16 protein-coding genes are annotated in these 20,277 nt (G+C 35.5%); 2 read left to right on the top strand and 14 right to left on the bottom strand.

From position 1 onward, the window contains the following. Positions 1–19: 19 nt before the first annotated feature. The 6 genes from tnpB to queE all read right to left on the bottom strand — a co-directional run bounded on the left by tnpB (position 20) and on the right by queE (position 5,309). Positions 20–370 carry an IS66 family insertion sequence element accessory protein TnpB gene (gene tnpB, locus CXF93_RS05845; protein WP_101061475.1) on the bottom strand — a complete coding sequence of 117 codons (351 nt, stop codon included), beginning with the start codon at positions 368–370 and terminating at the stop codon, positions 20–22. Then, on the bottom strand, positions 367–675 hold the full coding sequence (locus CXF93_RS05840; RefSeq protein ID WP_101061474.1) for a hypothetical protein: 309 nt from the start codon (positions 673–675) through the stop codon (positions 367–369). Before CXF93_RS05840 ends, tnpB begins: the two co-directional genes overlap by 4 nt. 408 nt (positions 676–1,083) lie before the next feature. Next, positions 1,084–2,274 (bottom strand): DGQHR domain-containing protein, encoded by a 1,191-nt coding sequence (locus tag CXF93_RS05835; RefSeq protein WP_101061473.1) that lies wholly within the window; start codon positions 2,272–2,274, stop codon positions 1,084–1,086. Continuing rightward, on the bottom strand, positions 2,275–3,666 hold the full coding sequence (dpdA, locus tag CXF93_RS05830; protein WP_101061472.1) for a tRNA-guanine transglycosylase DpdA: 1,392 nt from the start codon (positions 3,664–3,666) through the stop codon (positions 2,275–2,277). Positions 3,667–3,697: 31 nt separating this feature from the next. Continuing rightward, a complete protein-coding gene (locus CXF93_RS05825) occupies positions 3,698–4,639 on the bottom strand; it encodes a DUF6884 domain-containing protein (protein ID WP_101061471.1) in 942 nt (313 codons plus the stop codon). Position 4,640: 1 nt separating this feature from the next. Further along, positions 4,641–5,309: a 7-carboxy-7-deazaguanine synthase QueE gene (queE, locus tag CXF93_RS05820; RefSeq protein WP_101061470.1), complete on the bottom strand. Its 669-nt coding sequence runs from the start codon at positions 5,307–5,309 to the stop codon at positions 4,641–4,643. Between the two features lie 67 nt (positions 5,310–5,376). Here queE and queC point away from each other — a divergent pair, with 67 nt between their 5' ends. Further along, a complete protein-coding gene (queC, locus tag CXF93_RS05815) occupies positions 5,377–6,069 on the top strand; it encodes a 7-cyano-7-deazaguanine synthase QueC (protein WP_101061469.1) in 693 nt (230 codons plus the stop codon). Between the two features lie 66 nt (positions 6,070–6,135). Here the strand turns inward: queC and CXF93_RS05810 are convergent, their stop codons facing one another. From CXF93_RS05810 to CXF93_RS05795, 4 genes are all read right to left on the bottom strand, one after another. Further along, positions 6,136–7,008 (bottom strand): 6-carboxytetrahydropterin synthase, encoded by an 873-nt coding sequence (locus tag CXF93_RS05810; protein ID WP_101061468.1) that lies wholly within the window; start codon positions 7,006–7,008, stop codon positions 6,136–6,138. A gap of 54 nt (positions 7,009–7,062) precedes the next feature. Next, on the bottom strand, positions 7,063–7,716 hold the full coding sequence (gene folE, locus CXF93_RS05805) for a GTP cyclohydrolase I FolE (RefSeq protein ID WP_369832197.1): 654 nt from the start codon (positions 7,714–7,716) through the stop codon (positions 7,063–7,065). Positions 7,717–8,078: 362 nt separating this feature from the next. After that, positions 8,079–8,504: a hypothetical protein gene (locus CXF93_RS05800; protein WP_101061466.1), complete on the bottom strand. Its 426-nt coding sequence runs from the start codon at positions 8,502–8,504 to the stop codon at positions 8,079–8,081. Between the two features lie 73 nt (positions 8,505–8,577). Then, entirely contained in the window at positions 8,578–10,128 is a 1,551-nt protein-coding gene (locus CXF93_RS05795) for a hypothetical protein (protein WP_101061465.1), read from the bottom strand. Between the two features lie 156 nt (positions 10,129–10,284). On the opposite strand from CXF93_RS05795, the gene CXF93_RS05790 reads away from it, so the two are divergent. Further along, complete coding sequence (locus CXF93_RS05790; RefSeq protein WP_101061464.1) at positions 10,285–10,521, top strand: helix-turn-helix domain-containing protein; 237 nt, start codon at positions 10,285–10,287, stop codon at positions 10,519–10,521. 79 nt (positions 10,522–10,600) lie between these two features. On the opposite strand, the gene CXF93_RS22065 is transcribed toward CXF93_RS05790, so the two are convergent. The 4 genes from CXF93_RS22065 to CXF93_RS05770 all read right to left on the bottom strand — a co-directional run bounded on the left by CXF93_RS22065 (position 10,601) and on the right by CXF93_RS05770 (position 19,562). Beyond that, positions 10,601–10,813 (bottom strand): Trp family transcriptional regulator, encoded by a 213-nt coding sequence (locus tag CXF93_RS22065; RefSeq protein WP_198551594.1) that lies wholly within the window; start codon positions 10,811–10,813, stop codon positions 10,601–10,603. Positions 10,814–12,113: 1,300 nt separating this feature from the next. Continuing rightward, the gene (locus CXF93_RS05780; RefSeq protein ID WP_101061463.1) at positions 12,114–16,316 is read right to left on the bottom strand and encodes a DEAD/DEAH box helicase; all 4,203 of its coding nucleotides are present in this window, start codon (positions 16,314–16,316) and stop codon (positions 12,114–12,116) included. Next, on the bottom strand, positions 16,309–18,297 hold the full coding sequence (locus tag CXF93_RS05775; RefSeq protein WP_101061462.1) for a hypothetical protein: 1,989 nt from the start codon (positions 18,295–18,297) through the stop codon (positions 16,309–16,311). Before CXF93_RS05775 ends, CXF93_RS05780 begins: the two co-directional genes overlap by 8 nt. Continuing rightward, positions 18,294–19,562 carry a hypothetical protein gene (locus CXF93_RS05770; RefSeq protein WP_101061461.1) on the bottom strand — a complete coding sequence of 423 codons (1,269 nt, stop codon included), beginning with the start codon at positions 19,560–19,562 and terminating at the stop codon, positions 18,294–18,296. Before CXF93_RS05770 ends, CXF93_RS05775 begins: the two co-directional genes overlap by 4 nt. Positions 19,563–20,277: the final 715 nt, after the last annotated feature.

Genomic DNA, 20,277 nt, shown 5'->3' with positions numbered 1-20,277 from the left:
ATTGTCGATCCAGTGACGATCACCTCACTGCGAGACCGTTTAAAGATTTGTGTACATGTGCAGTCTCGAGTGACAGCCCTGAAAGTAACCAGTTCAACTGATGTTGATTAATTGTCAACGCGTCTTGTTCATCTGTAGATCTAGGCCACTTAAAGCGACCTTTCTCTAGCCGCCGATAGTAAAGCCAAAAGCCATTGGTATCCCAAAATAAGATCTTAATTTTATCTCGATGACGGTTACAAAAAATAAACCAAGCTTCGCTCAGCGGGTCCATATCTAGTACATCACTGACGATTAGAGATAAACCATCAATGGATTTACGCATGTCTGTATGGCCCGTAACGAGGTAGATCTGTTTGTGTGGCGTCATGCTGATAGCACGCTTAAGAATTGCTGTAATTTACTCGGTTCTAATGACGCGGGAAATGAAAATTGATAACTATTCGCTAACGTTAGAGTAAGATGCTGCACAGATTTAGTTTCAGGAAAAATCAGTGGTATAACTTTCTGCTTGTTTGTTCTTTTTGGTGGTTGTGAGCTTAGCTTTGTAGCCCAGGCGTAAAAGGTGGATACACTAATATTATTGTGTTTACAGAATTGTAATTTGTTTAGCCCACTTTCAGTTTGCAGCTGAAATATGCGCTGCCAATGTTGTTCTTTTTTGCTTTTCAACATGATTTTACCCCTTCATTTAATGAAGAGATAATCATGCAATAACTGGAAATATTTGGTAGGTGGGTTTAAGTAGGCGCTTACATAGTTGCACTACTTTTGTCGCTATCAATTGCAACTATTTTACCAATACCATTAAATTCACTGTCGCTTTTGACTAATGAACCGATACCAACTACAGACATAAATCACCTTAAATATAAAATAAAGTCATAATCTATAATAATTTAGGGTGATCTCATGTCCTTTAAACAACATCATTAATCATCTACTAATCTATTTTAGATATATATTAAGTGATCGTAATATAGTTAGTTATTCCATAGTATTCCGTTTAGCTAATTTTTGATAAATACGTAATAAAAAAGCCGATTACTGTAAGTAACCGGCTTAATATCAAAGTAATACTATTTATTTAAAAATAAATGAATACACTTTTTTATATCCCTTTTGATTTTCGTACATTTTTAGCACATGTGTAGCAAGTAGTTGCTTTTCAGATGTTGTATTTTGAAAGTCATTCCATCGTCGGTTGTAACTTAAATGTTTATCATTTGAGGACTCTGGGTAATCATCATTTTTAGTAATTCCGAGTTTCCATGTCCCAGAGCTAAAATGACAGTGGTCTTTGATTATTTCAAGTTCACCTTTGAAAAATTCAGCACTCGGGATACCAGTATATGATGTTTTAAACTCTCTTATCATATGACGACATAACAATGAGAAAGCAATAATCGTAGTACCATGAATAATGTAGGTATTAGACATATTTCGTGATTTTTTATTCCAATCATCACTAAATACATCAGTTACAGCGAGCCAAAAATTCACAACAATTTTCGAGAATAGCGAGCGTGTCTCAGATGTCAAATCCTGATAGACACGAACACCAATAACACTCAGTATCTGCCGCTCAACATTCGAGATAAACTCAGTGATTGAAGACTCAGCAATTAGTCCTTCTTTATTTCCGTTTGACTTTATCAGCCCATGTAATGGCGAATTATGATTACGGAAACCTAGCTCTTCACACATCGACAGTGGAAATGCTTTTTCAGCTAATGCCGGTGGTTTATAAATATCGTCATATAGAGCTAATGCATTCAGTTGCACATTAGTTAAAGGTCGGCCTAGATTTAATATCAAAAATTGCTGAATATAGTCTTTTTCATCTTCAGAGATAAATACTGAAATAGGTAATGGGTAAGATTCATGAAAACTATTTTTTACACCACCACTACGCTGTTGACCATCAACAATTGCACCAGGTAACAAATCAGATGGTAATTCAGGATCATAAGGTACTAATAGATGCCCAAAACTACTACCTTCAGTTATAGGCTCAAATGTTACTGTTTTATCAAAACCAACAACAAGGTTAGCTAAAATGGTCGCATTAGTAGATTCAACGTAATCGGTAATACCTCCGATATGCTTTGGAATTTCCGCACGTTGATAGCCTTGAATGAATTCACCTTCACGAGTGATATGTACGATTTTGGCAATATTACGTACTTTTTTTCCTTCAACCCAACCTGTATAAACGGTAACGCCATTAACTTCTTTTTGAATAGCTTCAATTTTTAAAACTTGCATTACCATTTAATTACAACCTTCATTATCATTAACTTGTTTTAACATGATTGTTTTAAATTCAGTTATAACAGACAAATTGTGAATACCGCGGCGACGGTTAGTTTGATTACTTCTAAAAATGATATTCATAATGCCTTTATCGCAAATACCACATGAACAATGCACCCACAATTTATCTTTAAGGAAGGTCTTGTAATGCTCCATTTCTTTAGCCAGTTTATTTTTTTCAACCTGACTAATTAGTGGATTTAGATATTTAGGATTTGTTATTTTTTCATATGCACAGAATGCTTTAAATGCATGTTCAAAGTCCACACTACCAGATTCGTAAGCAATCAATTTTTCAATACAATCAACTTCTAATCTCTTAACACACTCGTTCATCGATAATGCAGTATTAGACAAATCAATATCGAACTCATTATCCGCACTCATCTGAACAATAACTGCTTTCATTAATGGTCGAGACGACTCAATCAAGTTCTGAACATTAGTATGATCACATTGACGAATTCGAGCTGACAAGCTTTCTTCAACTTTACTCGTCATATGGTTAAGTTCGTAGTATTTACCACCCTTAATGCCTTGCATCAAAGGTGATGTACTATCTGCACTTGTTACGCCATATTTGATATATGAATCAATATTTTCAAAACGGCAAATACCCAGTAAATGAAATTGAGTATCGGGATGTTTTTCACGAGACAGTACTTCAAGTAAAGCCAGTAAATCAGGTGTCTTTGACTTGATCATACCTCCGATAGTGATTCTGCGGTATCCCATGCCCTCTAATTCTTTAACTGAGCGAACAAATGACTTTACGCTATAGCCGTGAGCTACACCGTAAGCTTCAAATGAGCACGTTTGAGAACGCTCATAGAACTCTTTTGCATTATCAAGAGTTATTGTAATGCGACGTTCAGATTCTGCAATATCGGGATGAGGTAGTTTAGCTAGCGCTTCATCATCTTTAGCATATGGAAATACGATGTGATCCAGTGAAATACCGTAATCAAACTTACCTCGTTCATAAAATTCAATCAGTTCATCAATTGAAAATGGCGGTTCAAATTCACCAACATAATCAAAAGCACCACAATCCCCCATCAACTTAATATCTTGATGTTCAGGTTTATTTAATCGCAAAAACTCACGAGCACCACCAAAATAAAAATCTTCAGTAAGCTCTTGTTCGTAATATTTCCCTTTCCTCTGCATTGTGCCCACAGCAGCCAAAGATACTAGCATTCCGTCATATGCTTTTTTGTTCAATATCTCATGCGGATATGCACCATCATCATACTGGCGATAATGCTTAGTTCTTGTATTCGTAATACCATTAAATTCAGGGTCTACGAAATCTTTATTATCAGGGAAGTAAAAATCAAACTGTTTCACTATGAACTCTTTATTTCAATTAGGGGTTACTTTATCTAGATTCGATAACTTGTTTATATAATTTCGCAAAGCGTGTGTCTAAACAAGCATTTCCATCGGAATGATATTGCTTAAATGTCTTAGCTTTTGACAACTTACCGTCAGTGATTAATGCATTTTGGATGTACTTAACAATATAGTCATCATCGCGCGAGGTTCTTTTAACCTGTTTTTGTACTTTAATGCTATCTATTTTATCATTAATTTCTTTTCTAATCTTTGAAAAAGGAACATTATTCTGCGAATATAAAGATGCGAAATATGTCGCAACTGCGACTGTCGTTGTTCTATCGGTTATTTTTTTTCCGTCAGCTGCAATTTCTGCCAAGTGCTTTACACTAGAGTTCGATTCGATACAAAATGGTCGTAGTAAATCATCACAATCTGCCAATGACGATGTAACAATAACAAGCTGCTCTGGTGGGTTTGATAAAAAAGATACCGCTTGAGTCAGGTCTTTTTTAATCGCCTTAAAGTAATCATTACCACAACAAATGATAAATTTATCATGGCGATATTTAGAAAATAGTTCTTTAAAGCTGTCATTGTTTTCAAATTGTTTATGGATCTCATCCCACCATTCGTTCAATGGCGCAGGGATTGAATTTCCCTTGTTACCAGATGGTCGAGCAAATGTAGCGTCATAACTCGGTAATGCAATTGAACTATCAATTAGCCCAAAGCCGGCTGAGATAACCATAAGATTCATATTACAGCTAATAGATGCGTCTAACGCCATTTTCCATGCCACGCCTCTATAGAGATCTTTAGCTTCAAGCATTGGAGAAGAGGCGCGACTAATATTATCTTTCCAAAGAGATACTAGCTCTTTCGTAGATGAACCATCGACTAAAGCAGTTCCTAACTGATGAAAAGGACTCGCTTTCGTTTTTTTTAATGCTGAGCAGGTCGTTATAAAATGAGTTTTATTCATATTAATCTATAAAAATATATTTATGCATTTGTACTGACAATTTCCAATTCCGTTCAATACATACTTTTATTGCAAGTTCTGTTGCACGTTTTTGCTGGGAAATAGGCTGAAGGCACATGACTTTATTTGTAATATCCACCTCTTCGAGCAGAATATCTAACTCTTCAACATGCTTTTCCATTGCTACAACATGCTTTATTTCATTCGCCCTAATCAAAGCACTTTGCAACACTGGTAATTTACCTTTCATTTCTATTTTAGGCGATACCGAGACCCAAGTACTATCCGTTGCTTTCACGACTGAAGTACCCGATGTTTCAATTTGGGAAAAATACCCAGATGCTTCCAACTCACTTGTTAATGGCATCAGATCATACATGCATGGTTCACCACCAGATATAACGATATGTTTTGCTATGAATTTATTTTCTTGTATGGTTTTGATAAACTCATTAGCAGTAAAATAAGCCCAGTGAGGTTTATCGTTACATGGTTTATTTACAGTATTTTTATGAACTTGCATATCAGGATCAACAATCCAAGTTTGTTTCGTATCACACCATGCGCAACCAACATCACAACCTTGTAATCGAATGAAAATAACGGGATAACCTGTAAAGTGGCCTTCCCCTTGTACTGTTTCAAAAATTTCATTTACTGGATACTTCATCTATACACCTGTATATTATTACAGTTAACAAACTAACTGTACCATACAATTTTAAAAGGCCATACTAATGTCAAATAAAGCGGTCCTAGTTTTTAGCGGTGGTCAAGATAGCACCACATGCTTAATCCAAGCCTTAGAAAAATACGACTCTGTTGATTGTATTACGTTTAACTACGGTCAACGACATAGTGAAGAAATTGAGGTAGCAAAAAAAGCCGCGGCTCATTTCAATGTCGCTAATCACAAAATTATAGACGTCAGTCTTTTAAATGAGTTAGCAATTAGTTCTTTAACTCGTGATGATATAACGGTATCACATGAATTGATGGAAAACGGTTTACCAAATTCATTTGTACCTGGTCGTAATATTTTATTTATGACCCTTGCAAGTATCTACGCATATCAAGTAGGCGCTAAAACAGTTATTACAGGTGTATGTGAAACCGATTTTTCAGGCTACCCTGATTGCAGAGATGAGTTTATTAAGTCGATTAATAAATCATGTAATTTAGGGATGGATAAAGAGTTTACCTTCGAAACACCACTAATGTGGCTAAATAAAGCTGAAACTTGGGCTTTAGCTGATTATTACAACCAACTAGAGTTTGTAAAAGAACACTCTTTGACTTGTTACAATGGGATTATTGGTTCTGGATGTGGAGATTGCCCTTCATGCGATTTGCGCAGTAAAGGGTTAGCACAATATTTAGAAAATAAAGATAAGTATCAAGCATCATTAAAAGATAAAACCGAGCTTTAATACGAATATCGGTTATACAAGGTTGATGATACAACATCTACGTCCATATCATCAGCCACTTATTTATTAACTACTTATTGCACCTTTGCCAATCCCCTCATAAGCATGCACTTTCACGTTATCGAGATCATGTAGTTGAGCAACTTGATTTGCAACGTAATCAGAAATATTCTCTATCGTTGTATCAACAGGTAATATCTCAACTTCATTTTTCAGAATCGCTAAATCAAATTTACCTTGTGGTGCAATGTATGAAAAAATCACATATGCATCATTAATGTGTTGGAGTGCTGACGGTGATAATGACACACAGTCCAAAGCAACAATGTCTTCTTCAGTACCTAAATAAATATTTTCCCATCGTTCACACCACAATTCTTCAAGGTGCGCTTGTCGCTCTAAATTGTGCAATATTTTGATACGACTGCGATGCCCATGAACAATACGTTGGCAATTACCATAATGTTTTTTTAATCCATGCGAATATCTAAAACTTGCCCCGTCGATAACTTCATGATGCAAATTAAGCTCAATTGAAGTTATGTTCGATGGTAATAATTTTAATATTTTTTCTTCTAAATACTGCTTAATAGTATCTTTTGTTATTTCATCAGTATCCATAAACACAAATGCTTGTTTAGGGCTATTTAAAAACACATGCTTGCTATCAGCATAGCTAAAGTCAACTTGCTGATTAATGCCACAGTCATTAACTTTAAGGCCTTTATTATGAGAAGGGATCACCAGTTTATGATCAACCTCATCATCAATAATTTTCTTGATCGCTTTTTTTACTAAACCAAAATCGAAAATCATAGATTCGTCATTTAAGTTTCCACCTAAAATTAAATCTACATTAAAACTTTCACCAGTAATTCCTTTTTCTGATGTTAATAATGAACAATCAATAACGGTAAGGTTATCTACAAATAGCTGCATTCGGCATTCCTAAACAAAAAATAATATTAATTAGTGAGTTAGTCAAAGTGACCATTATAATTTACAACTTAAAAATTCAGCTCTTATTTCGGGTTTAGATTTAAAAACACCGCCTAAAGACTTTGTTGTTGTAAAACTTGATGAGTCCATAATACCACGAGACTTAACGCAATAATGAGTAGCGTTAATAGAAACGGCAACATCATTCGATTCCAATAGTACTTGCAGTGCAACGCGTATTTGTTGAGTTAAACGCTCTTGAACTTGTGGTCGCTGCGAAAAAAACTGCACAATACGGTTGATTTTAGATAAACCAATCACCTTAGTTCTAGGAATATATGCCACTGTAGCAAAGCCATCAATTATCACAAAATGATGTTCACAAGTACTTGTTAACGATACATCAGAAACCTTCACCATTTCGTCTACTTGCATTTTATTTTCTATGGTCGTTATTTTAGGAAAAGACTGATAATCAAGTCCTGAAAATAACTCATTAATGTACATTTTTGAAATTCGATAAGGCGTTTCAACTAAGCTATCATCTGTAAGATCTAGACCTAATAATTTAAGTATTTCGACAAAGTGGCTTTCAATCCCGTCTTTCCTTTGCTTTGAGGTTAAAAAGGATGGATTCACCATCGGTGTTTCAAGACCACTTTTAATTAACTCATCTCTAACTAAAGTTGCTTCATTCGACAAGCAAATCATAATAATTCTCAATACGAAAACAGAATTGATAATACCATTGTATTAGCTCGAGTAACAAGGGCGTTCATTAAGGGCGAGTAACTTAACTGGAGTCAAAACGACCACAAGATCATGGTTTACTCCGTCCATTTTGGACAACACATAAAACCAGACTATCTAAGGGGTTACCCCATAAGTAATTTAAATTAATAATGCATATATGACAAAAGTTCCAATACCAGAACAGTGACAGCGTAAAATGATCTGAATCCATATTGTGTTATTACGGTTCTTTTTACAATGAGTTGGAATTTAACCGCTACGCGAATAGATAACCAGTGGTAGAGTAACACCAGTAATTTCATATTTAGTTAACTGGTTTACTTCCGCCGGTTCTTTTGGCGGGTATTCACAAGTAAAGCAAAATCACTAAACGATAATTTGCATCTTAGTCCCAGACCTACTATTACATAACAAGTATTTCTCGTCACAAATAATCCTGGATGTCGATATTCTGATAGCATTGAAGTTATAACCCAGTCTATGCCTCTGTTTGGTGAATCCCTTAGGATAGTGTCTGCAAACAAAAGCATTGGTTTTAAATCGTTTGGGAAGCGTCTCATTTCTTCTTTAGTCAATTCAATATCTATCCAGACCCAATCCGTAACAACACAGATTGCCTTTCCAAAAAATAAGCTATATGCATCATCAATTCGCTGCTGAACTTCACTCACATCACAACCAAAATCATGATCCAAAGTTCCTTTCAAAGAAAGGATATATTCATAAACATCATTCTTTCTCATAAAAACCCTGAAGTCTTCCAGTAAATGTAGTAACAAGGCATCTGTTATCAATAAGAATTGATTGAATGCAACATCAAGAATTTGTCCGCAACAATTTCTTGCTAGGAGACCGAAAGTAAGCCTTATTACCTAAAAGCCATTTTGAATCAATTTTTCGTCCAATTAAGGCTTCAATAAAGTCAGATTCAGCTTTCACATTTGAAAACTCAATTCCACGTTTAACTTCTTCGCCATCGATATATACATACATTTTTTCATACAGATGATCGCAGCCCATTAAACACAATGGCATAACAATATATGGGTCTAATCGCTCTATCTCATTACACTCAGACCTTGGTTTTTTATGGGCCACCACCAAAGTATTAACACTGAACTCCTCTCCACACAACGCGCAACTTTCATGCTCTTTATCTTTAAACAGCCAATCTTGAAGAATATACTGCTCTCTCCTAGTCGTATTATTTCTTATTTTATCAGTCCCAGTATTAAGAAATGGGCTCAATCTAAACACACACGATTCATATAAATTTAAAGCAGTCTGAAGTTTTGATATTGATTTCATTTGGCCAATTAAGCTATATACATGATGTTTAAGACCTTGGCTTTTATCTACAAATACAAGAGGCGAATAATTTGTAGCTTTACTAATATGTGGCTTTCCGTAACCTTTTTCTGTTAGGTGCTTATCTAGGGTCGAAAAAGATAAAGTAGTGTTTAAACCAAAAAATAAAATTAAATCTTTTTCAATGTCAGTTAATTTTGTAGTTTCCCCTGTAAATGTTAGTTCAGACCCAGTATTAACAAAATATGCAGAGCCTTTTAAGTAATCTTCAATAATCTCAACAGGTGGATAGGGGTATTCATGCTGTCTTCCAGACAAAGCATTCTTATAAATCGTAGCCAAGATACTTGGATCACAACTGTCGATGACTAAAAAAACTTTTTCACTATAATTAACAAGAGTATTTTCTCTATTTTCAAAAACATACCAATGATCATCTCGATCTATTTTGATCCAAGATGCAGGAGAGTTATCAATCAATGACCAAATTAATTGATAATAATTACCAAGATCATCTTCTAAAAAATTTAAATTCGCAACACCACACCGACCTAGCCCTTTTGCTTTATTTAGAAGTTTTATCACTTCTTTTATGTCTACAACTTTAATCAAAAAACTATTTCTGTTGGCTGTGTAAGAGTTTCTTGTTGACCTCTTTAGATCTGAATTATAAATTTCGAAGCCACAAAAAATGCCAATGTCTTCAATAAGGTTGAATATGCCTTTTATGTGAGTATCTCGATCTATTAATCCAGTCGCATGAATTTCTTTTTCGAATTCTGACACCAGCCAATATTCTTTGGATTGTAATATTTTCACAAAATTATCAAGCGATGGAATATCATTGTTGTTCACATAGTCTCTAAACTTAGCGTTTAATAACTGTCTTATTCTCTCCCTACTGCCGATTGAAAACATTTTGGCCGTCTCCTCTAGCGTTGGCCAAGAAGATTCTTTTAATCCATAGTAAAACTTTATAATTTCAATATCTCTGGGCTTATTCACCCCGTCTTTGATATTACTTTCAAGAAATGCCACTAACTCATTTTCAATTCCCATAAATTCACCGGTTCAATAGATCTAAACAATAAAAGTACGATTCAAGTTTATAAACATAGTACATTATTGCTATATATGGAAACTTATTACCATATGTGATATCGATAATAATACGTTTGTATGAGATCATTTTTTCTTTAAAAAAGGTTTTTATAAATGGATGATTTTGCTAAAACGTTTGGAAAACAGATAAAGATCACCAGAATTAAAAAAGATCTAACCCAACAAGAAGTTGCAGCTAGAGCAGATATTACACCGAGTTATATGAGTAGGATTGAAAGTGGATCGGTATCTACATCAGTAGAAAAGCTATGCCGTATCGCCCAGGCCATTGGATGTCCCGCATCTGAGTTAATACCACAATTTGAATTCATAAATAGTTCTGATAAATAATGAAGGGAATCTAAAAAAGCTTAATGTGGTTTTATACATCATGGGATAACCACTTTTTACCTATATGATAATTTTTGCATCACAGTAATTTCTTTACTCGCGCGATCGTAGCCCGAGAACAACCAAGTGCACTTTGTATATCGGTGTAGCTCAACCCACCTGCAAGCATAGTTTTAATATTTTTATGTAATTCAATATTTATTTGCTTACCTTTGTATTTACCTTCTGCTTTAGCCTTTGTTATTCCTTGTTTTTGACGTTTCAGCCTTGTCTCATAATCATCAAGCGCCATAGCAGGTCTAACATGAAGCTTGTTAGTGCTTGCTGTATTGCTGAGATCTCAGATTGGCTTGATGCGAGTGCTTAGTGTGTCATAGGCTGGTCTACAACAATTGTAAAGCCCTTATCTTGAATACGTGCTTTTAAAGTTTGCCATTGTAGATAAGGTAACCGAGTTAATCGATCCGGTTTCGTTTAAGTAGTTTTACTATAGCGGTTTCATTAGGGCATACTCATATGGCACTTCAGATTCGTAAAATTTAATTGAAGAGTTAGTACGATCGTAATCGTGTGTTTAAATATCAACGTTAACTAAAATATTATTAAGTATGTGTCGTTGTCACTGTGAAAAAAATCAAAAAATTCACTTGGGTATTCAGTGAAAAATAAGTAGTAAAATTTTATACAATAAAGACATTTCATATTAAAAATAATAATTTTGTCAATAAAAACAGTAATTTAAATATAAATTACTCGTTTGAGTTACTATTTAAAACCTCTTAAATATGTTATAACTATTATAACGATTATAACAATTATAAATATTATATAACTAATATAAGGAGGAATTAGCGTGAAAATCAGGATCCTGCACCTAAGTCAATTTATAGCAATTAATTCTATTGCCATGGATGGCAGATTCATCGCCACAGATGGTAGATTCATTGCCATGGATGGCAGATAAATCGCAAAACACTCACACTCTAGTACTGCGAAGTCCATTTTTTCCACTCTCACATAGAGTGAGCACATAATTAAATAATATGTAATTAAGCATTCAATTTTTATTGATAAATCATATCGAACAGTCCAATTTTATGACGTAAATATTCTGTGTAATATTTCACTAATATCATGAACCATTTATGGATTACCATAAATCATAAAGAAGCTATTAATTGGATCCACCTCACGCCTGATAATTGAGATAACACGCCATAAAAACAGCAACGTAGTTATACGTTCTGTGAGTGCATAAGACTCTGTTTCACAAGAAACGCTCATGAAGCAGGACCCATTGACCAAAACGCTCTACAGCGCCAATATGAGCCCTTTATAGACCAACTAAACTTATTTACTAACTGCATGTACTAATACAGTCTCTTAAACTGTATTTTGGAAGCCAGAACTGCAATCATAGAGAAGAAATGACCAATTTCTATACTAGCAGACTACACACGCAGATTCTGAGCAGTGTTAATGATCTTCTTCAACCTCATAAGGCCAGCAGGTTCGTTACCCGCAAAACCCTCGTATTTCATCACCTAGAGCATTAACAAGAGTGTATGCCCGGCGGACCCAATTCTATTTCATTAACTATCTTCAACAAATTTATCACTACCATCTATTGAGAAATCTTTGAAATCATTAGCACAAGCTTGCTTCATGAATTTAGAGGTATTGCCTTTCATTCGCTGAAGAACATGAATCCAAGAATTTAGAAATAACTCAATCCTTCCATCCAATATGGACGCTGGGTGATATATGACAAACCAGCGCATCTGCTTTTCATCATCCTGACAAGTGTAGACTTTAACACTGTTAAAAGTTTCAACCACTGACCAATTCCCGCAGTCCTCCATGTGGGGAAGATCTTGATAATCATCCATAATTAATCTTGGTGGCCTTCCCTTTGTTGAAGTGCTAATACCTAACTCCCATACAATCATAGGTTCCACAGGGGTCATTCCAGCAATAGAATTATTACTCATATCAAGAAAAGATTGTAAACAAAAGCGTAATGCTGGTTTTTCTGGCATTGATAAATTAATTGTTCCATCCCGTAATAATTTATCACTTTTGAATATGTGATTAAGTACTTCAGTAACATGCCCTTCTCTTACATCGACGTTCTCTGCAAGCCTTGTAACAACCTGTTCAAAGACGTCCTTATACCAACGAGCAATACCAGAGCGGAAGCTATTATCCACTCTTATTTTTTTAATGATGTCGTCATTATTAACAGCAGTTCCCTTCATCAGCTTAAAAGAATTTTTTGCCTTATAGGTCCAGCGTTCTTTATCTTGTGCCGTATACAGCTGTTGAAGGCGATCTGCCGTTGCAGAAATATGGTGTGTTAGTTTATCAAAAGTAGCCCCAAATTTTTCGGGATAAGCGATTAAGCAGCAATACCAAATGACATCTTTATGGTCATTAATATACCCCCATTTCCGATTATTATTTTGCTTACCTATCCATACAGCTAATTCCTTATCATCAAGCCCAAGATCTTCAATAGATACAATTGGAGATCTGACTAACAACAAATTTCCAATTCGCTCAAGCATAACCATTTGCTTTCTATCTATCGTTTGCTTAAAAGGCGCTTCATGCGTAACAATCATAGCAAGAGTATTTAAGGTTTTATTGAATTCAAAACTTTTTGCTTCAGGTAACAAAAATATTGGTGTCGGCTCCAACATACAGTTGGAACGTCCAAAACCAGCTACAACAGAATCCATTTCTTTATCTGATAAAGATAGCGGTATCACTACTTCGTAGTTTTCTATCCACTTCATCTTTCCTTTTACTTTTTTGTATTCCCATTTTGTTTTGAGGTTATCACCCAATATTTTATTGTATGATGACTGTATTTTAGGGTTCGTATGCTCAACAACTAATGCAGGCAGTGGATAAATATCTTTTACATTGATATTCTTTTTTTGTTTAGATTCATATCGCATCAATTGTTCATGCACACTACAATCACGATAAGGAAAATTATTATCTTTAAGTAATGCCTTCTCAAGTAGTAATGATTTAGGGATAAATGTTCGCGTTTTAAGCGTTAGAGTAAGCTCTTTTTTTGATGCCGAATTATTAAAAATATCATCAACTGATATATCTTTAATCTCATTTTCTCGCTTACCAAAATCCATACGGAGATCACTTAACATCTTTTCATTCACAACCCGAATCACCTGATATTGATCCAAAGTACCTGCCAGGTAAGGAAATCCTGCTTTTAATTTAGGGGCAGAATCTCTGTCGCCCGAATGCTGGTTAATACGCCGATTGATTAAGCTATTAACTCTGTCCACACGACCTATACGTTGTTCTAGATCACCAGAGGTCCAGGCGACTCCGTAATGAATAACCTCATCGCAGAAAAGGTGCATGTCGACGCCTTCTTTGAGCACATCTGTACATATCAAAATATTGGGATAACAAGGCATTTTAAATTGAGTTACTGCATATTTATTTGAAATATTTCCTGATCGCCCTACAACTGGCCCCATGCGGCTAAATTCAGCATCAATATCAGTAATATTACTCTTGAAGCACTTTGATTTAATGAGTTCAAAGTGTATACACCACTGTTTAAGTCGCTGTCGCCAATTATTTAAATATTTGTGTAGGTCAATAGATATTGATTTGAGTTGACCATCCTTGCTCTTTCTCAGGATCCAGATAAGCTTTTCGCTTAAAGTGTTAATGCCTTCAATATTGATGAATCCGTTTAAAATATAAAGATCGACCAGGAGATCTGAACGACGCATACTCTGTAGAATACAGCGTTTAAGCATCAATATATCCACTGTATATTCTTGCTGTTTCAGCCAATCAGGTTTTTTTTCACCCTCATCAAAAATGGCATCCAATAGGCTGTGCCATAGTGGAGACTCCCAGTGTTTATATTGTTCTTCTTCATTCGGAACCAAAAACGCTAAAGGGCTTTTTCTTTTACCATCATTACTTGTCGGTTGTAATAAGCGTGTTAAAAATGAATACAGCATACCGTTACGTTCTTGCTTATCACTTTTCTGGCTTATTGCTTTATAGTAGGATAGATCAGGCTCTATAAAATTAGAGTCGCCGTTCTCCTGTGCCACCTGAATAGGCCCTGCGTCTTCATCAGGGTCATTCATATTCCAGAAATCATTACATCCTGAAAACGTAGGCTTATTGCCACCAACCAACTGAATTTTATCAATAATGGATGGCCAATCATCAATTCGCTTATCAATCAACTTTTGAAAACGTTGCTTCAATAAATCAATCAACTCCTCCACGGTTGCCAGACGCCTTACAAACACCAGTGTTTTATGGTTCGGTGCATTTTTCAGACTTTTCTCCACTAATTGATCGGCAACATGGTAGAGTTTTGGATGTGGAATATTCTTTAATTCTACATCTGATTCAGTAGCAAGCTTGTTATCAATCAGTACTTGCCTTAGTGATTTATTCAACTGATCTATATCACCACGATCTGGGGGTACATCTGATTCAGAAACACCTCCAGATGGCTCCATTTCTGTTTTTGTATATGAAATACCATCAATATTCTTACGAACAATATTCTTTACAGAACTGGCTAGAGATTCAAAAGACGAACACTCACCCTGGCGGAACCTATTATTTTTACCAGTTAAAGACTTCACCAAACGTTTTTGGACCAATGCTGTCACCATGCTTGAAAATGCATCATTGGTTGCAATCGCCGCATCAGTTTTATAGCTACGATAACTAACCTTGTCATAATCTTCATTAGCAGAGTCGCTATAATGCCGAGGTCGCCTGACGAGGAAATCATCTAATACATCAATAACATCAGTCTTACTTTGGCCTTTAAATGTTCCTTTCATTCTGGCACTAATATTAACGCATGATTCGATAGCGCACTCGAGGGTTTTACTGTCTCGCTCATGTGTACAAATATAATAATCAAGACTTTTTATATCACTCTGACCACTATGTAATGGAGTAGCACTTAAAAATAGCCATTTATTAGGTTTAGAGGCTAGCGATAAATTTAAGTGTCTATTTCTTGAGTTCCTTGTATGGCGAAGATACTGCGCTTCATCACAAACAATAAGATCAATATGCCGAGTATCTTCATTAAACAATGTTTGTATTTGTTCGGCATATTGGGTATTTAAGCAAGCCGTTAATCCCTTTTTCCAGTCATTACTTTTCATATCAACTGAATTAAATATTTCATCCTCTTTTGCATTGATATCTGCAATGCCAATTTCATTTAATTTCTGCTTGTACAGAGTTTTAATCTGTTCTTGAGAGTCCTTACCATTAAAGCCAATTGGGCGACTGAATGAAGAATAACGTAAAAGATGTATCCGATCATCATCCAGTAATAAGGAACTGGCAAATTCTGATAAACGATTATGTAAAGCTAAAGGCTTACTAACACTATTATCCAAGGCTGATTTCAGAATGCCATCATTAACACGTAAACAGCCTGATACAAATAAATTCCACTCTGACTTCCACTGCTCTTGTAACGGCCTACCGGGACAAATTACCACAACTCGAGAATCAGGCTTTATTAAAAACTGAGTTGCAATAACTCCCATTGCTTGGCGGGTTTTACCCATACCTACTTCATCGGCTAAATATGCAAAACCATCTTCTTGAATTCGGTGCCACAACGATGCAACCCCCATACTTTGCATTTTAGCTTGATCAGTGTGATCGTCATTACCACTCCCATCAAAGGCTATATATTGGCGAATATATGAGGCTTCTGACTCTAACTTATCTTTAATTGAATTATTCATAAGTGTAATCCACCTGTTTCTTGAACCATCCTAATATTGCGTCGACAGTACTCTCACCAATAGATTCCGTATGCAGAAACTGCTTCAGTATTCTCGATTCACTAACCAATATTTTAAATGGGGTTTCTAACTCCCATACAGTCAATTCAATTTTATCCATCAGAGTATTTGCATTGCCAAACTCTGAATTAGCTGCCAATTCTTTTACTGTTGAGGCCAGTTCACTAAGAAATATAAAATAATAAATAACATCTTCATTATTCATTTCACCAGATTTAGGTGTCCGACTGTCAATTTCAAGATTAATCGCTCGAAACATTACTGATAGAGAGAATACCGAACTGCTATTAAAAGGGTCTTTTTCCGGATGCTCAAAAAAGTATTTTCGTTGTTTATAAAAAGCTTGATAAATAGTAAAAAAGTCAAAAGATCTCTCTTCTTCATACTCATCCTCTCCAGGTTCACTTATCGAGCCTTTACTACCAGCATTTCTTTTTGGTCCCTTAATAGGGTCTAGCGCAATGAGGTCATCCATTATTTTTGACAATTGAGGTTTAGGGCTATAAATGAGTTCATCATCCTCGGCATTCCACTGAGCAACTAATCCTTGGTAGACGCACTGCTCATTATTATCGGTAAATAAGATTTTCATAAAGTATATAGGTTGCTTAACACTCAACTTCAAAATAGTGAGGTAGCTGCCATCTATTTGTTTTTTAAATTCTAGATAATTACGATTAAACAGCCCCCTTTCAACATGATTAAATGCATCCTCACTACATTCGAGTACACAAATAAAGATTTGTGTTTTCCAATTATAAGAAGCATGGGTTACGTAAGATGAAACAGTTGGTACTTGATCATCGGCATCTGAATCATCTGCCCAGTTCATCGTGGTCCCATTTAAATTAATGAAACCGGCATCAATATATGTAGTATCTTTTAGTTGATAATGTAACATCGCTTCTACATTACCCTGCTTCATATTGCCCATAGCCGCTTTCGTAAAATTTGCAGAACCAATAAAACAATGTGTCGTATCTTTGGTAACTAAGCTGACAGATTTTGCATGGGTATAACGATCATTATTAACAAACCCTTGGTAACCATTCGAAAAACTAGATTCTGTGAGGAAATCACGCATATCCGAGGGAAAACAATATCTCCCCTCATGGTTAATTGATGGTACAAAATCAATATGTTTACTGTTCAGCGTCTCAATTAATGCCTTAAGGTTTTCATGGTTAGACCAAAATGGAGAGACGATCCTGCAAGATTTAATTGGCTGACTTATACCGGATGTAAGTAACTCAAGATAGGTTTTATCAGCCCTTCTATCGGGTAAACGCAGCATAAAACGCGGGCTTAAAGTGATTTCTTTCTGACAGTTTTCGATTAAGAACGTTTCTATAGATTTAAGGTTTTGCCTAACATTCCCCTCCTCTTTAATATCTCTATCATCAATGTTAAGGCGATCAACCTCAGCTTTGGCCATTTTTGATATCCAGTGAACAAGAGGTAGTAGATTATCAGCTTGTTGCTTACCCACCGTACAGGCCCCTGCAACCTCTCGATTTAGGCCCCAACCACTAAGCGTCAGATTACAGCTTCCAACGATTAATTCAGCCACAGGCGTCCCATCTTCCAAGGTGCCTGTGGCCAGGATAATCTTGGGATGAAAGAAAGCGTTCTTCAAACCGACGGCCAACTGACCGTAACGGTAATTACTTTTCGGTTCAGGAAGTGTAGAACGATCACATACAACTGTTATTTGTGTATTTTCTAATACCTCATTAACTTGTGCAGCCTGCATATCTCCGACTTCTTTCATAGGACATCCGGCAGCTAATGGAAGGATATTATTTTCAAAGAAACTGGCTGAAAAATTAAAACTGGTAAACAAAAGAGACTCTACCTTTCCACCCTCAAATATAGCTAATAGCTGCTGATACGCATCACGTATTAAAGAATGATTGCTCATTTCACACCATTAAGTTGATTGTATATCCCGGCAGATATATTAATGTAATAGCCATTTTTCCAGGGGCTTTTATCACGAATTGAATCTAACAATCTTGTTTGTTCTAAATTGTGAATTTCAGACGTAACACGAAGCCGCCCCTCTTCTAGAAGGATCATAGCACCTGCCCCTCGAGCGCTCATAATACTTCGATGATACTCAAGTAATGCCAATAAGAATGACTTCACATCTTTCTTGGCTAGTAAACTAGCCATACCAAACAGTAATTTAAACCGGCTCGTCTCATAATCGCCATTACTTGATATTATTCTTTTGAAGTCAACGGCTTTAACTTGCGCTACCTGTATAACGCTTGTTTCAATCAAGATAGATTCAAGCTCAGATAATTTTCGGCCATCATGTAGATGCAACAACTGAAAGCTGTCATCCAATAATGATAAGAATGGTTCAGCGTATTTGATATGTTTAAGTTCACTAAAATATGGCCACTGCTTATTATCAGCAGCAATATATGTTTCTAGGTGTTGTGCCAAATTAAGTTCAGAATCGCCACCTCGTTTTTTTCGAAATGAGCGTACTGAAGCACAAGCACTTGCATAATATTTAAGATCATTATCTGCATATAGGGCATTCCTTATATACGTTTTTAACTCTTCAGAGCTGAATAAAGCTTTAAATAAAGCGACTATCTTCTCATCTGAAAATACTTCAAATGGCTTAATTGAAATATCTTTAGCTAATATTTTTTTTTCAATTAACTGTATTAGATTATTAACACCAGGGCCGTGAACTGTACATATTGGTTCAATCGTTACAACTACGGTTTCATCCAACACCCAAGAATCGGATAACATGCCAGCTCGACGACAGGTACCCCGATAAAACTGATAAAGCCCGTTAACTGCCGTCGCACTAGATAGTTTAATATCTACATCAGTACTATTCCCTTTTAATAGACGAGATCCATAACATGGATCTATCTTTAAATAATAATACAAATAGTATTCAATAAGCGCTTCCATATATTGGAAAAATATCCGGAAACTATTATTTTCAGTTCCTGACTCAGTACCATGTTCTTTTTCAAGATAATAAATAAATAGAACGGCTTCTAGCCCTTTGTAAGAACGGATGGCACCAGACAGGTTAGGTTCAAGTTTTCTAGCTATTTTACTCCAAACAGGTAGAAGTCCTAAATAATCTCGAACACTTCCTTGCCTTAACAACTCGCTATCTTTTTCACTGAAAAAGGGGCCTACAATCATTACTCAACCTCAAATATGTATGTAAAGAACCAAAATCAAAAACTAGGTCCGTGGTTAATAATTTTTTTGCGCTTTTAAAGCCCCACATAACGAAGCTTCCTGTTACTCGGATCAAACTTAGTAAGCACTCTCAATTTCACAACTCCAAAGCTAAGTTTGTAGGACGTCTATATTTACAAGTTAATTTACCATTACAAAGAGCAATAGAGAATAACATTACACTTCAAGTTTGCTGATAATTTATGTAAGGAAAGCTGACCAATAATTTAAATTATTTATTCTTGTAAGTTATGGAAAATACTAGCTATATTACTGATTATATCGATGTTATTTTGAGCTGTGAGATAAACCTGAATGTCTTTTTATAATTCGAGTGCACTTTCATTATACATAATAAATGTATAGGAAATGATATACACATATTGTGGATGGTAACAGCTCTAACACTAGGTGAGGAATTTTCTAGTTATACACTATTTATTTCATGTCCACTGCTCATCAAAATATTTAAAGGCGTATTTTTATGAATATGTGAATGCTAAAAGATGACGATTCAACCTTACGTATCAGTCAGTGTAATTTACTGGTCAGGTTTGGCTTCAGGAAATACCAGAGGGATAATTTTTTGTTTGTTTGTTTGTGTAGTGCTTTAGCGCTGAGCTTTTATCCAAGCATAGAATGAGGACAGTACCGATACCTCAACGTTTACTTAACC

The sequence above is a fragment of the Moritella sp. Urea-trap-13 genome (assembly GCF_002836355.1).
In the GTDB taxonomy this organism is placed as follows: Bacteria; Pseudomonadota; Gammaproteobacteria; order Enterobacterales; family Moritellaceae; genus Moritella.
Note: the sequence above shows the minus strand (reverse complement) of the source record. Positions and strands in the feature narration are given on the sequence as shown.

Bases quoted from the DNA above. Each gene is read 5' to 3' on its own strand.
- CXF93_RS05790 (WP_101061464.1), top strand. From the start codon at position 10,285: ATGGATGATTTTGCTAAAACGTTTGGAAAACAGATAAAGATCACCAGA.
- CXF93_RS05840 (WP_101061474.1), bottom strand. From the start codon at position 675: ATGTTGAAAAGCAAAAAAGAACAACATTGGCAGCGCATATTTCAGCTG.
- tnpB (WP_101061475.1), bottom strand. From the start codon at position 370: ATGACGCCACACAAACAGATCTACCTCGTTACGGGCCATACAGACATG.
- CXF93_RS05835 (WP_101061473.1), bottom strand. From the start codon at position 2,274: ATGGTAATGCAAGTTTTAAAAATTGAAGCTATTCAAAAAGAAGTTAAT.
- CXF93_RS05770 (WP_101061461.1), bottom strand. From the start codon at position 19,562: ATGATTGTAGGCCCCTTTTTCAGTGAAAAAGATAGCGAGTTGTTAAGG.
- queC (WP_101061469.1), top strand. From the start codon at position 5,377: ATGTCAAATAAAGCGGTCCTAGTTTTTAGCGGTGGTCAAGATAGCACC.
- CXF93_RS05825 (WP_101061471.1), bottom strand. From the start codon at position 4,639: ATGAATAAAACTCATTTTATAACGACCTGCTCAGCATTAAAAAAAACG.
- CXF93_RS05795 (WP_101061465.1), bottom strand. From the start codon at position 10,128: ATGGGAATTGAAAATGAGTTAGTGGCATTTCTTGAAAGTAATATCAAA.
- CXF93_RS05775 (WP_101061462.1), bottom strand. From the start codon at position 18,297: ATGAGCAATCATTCTTTAATACGTGATGCGTATCAGCAGCTATTAGCT.
- CXF93_RS05800 (WP_101061466.1), bottom strand. From the start codon at position 8,504: ATGAGAAAGAATGATGTTTATGAATATATCCTTTCTTTGAAAGGAACT.
- CXF93_RS22065 (WP_198551594.1), bottom strand. From the start codon at position 10,813: ATGGCGCTTGATGATTATGAGACAAGGCTGAAACGTCAAAAACAAGGA.
- queE (WP_101061470.1), bottom strand. From the start codon at position 5,309: ATGAAGTATCCAGTAAATGAAATTTTTGAAACAGTACAAGGGGAAGGC.
- CXF93_RS05810 (WP_101061468.1), bottom strand. From the start codon at position 7,008: ATGCAGCTATTTGTAGATAACCTTACCGTTATTGATTGTTCATTATTA.
- CXF93_RS05780 (WP_101061463.1), bottom strand. From the start codon at position 16,316: ATGAATAATTCAATTAAAGATAAGTTAGAGTCAGAAGCCTCATATATT.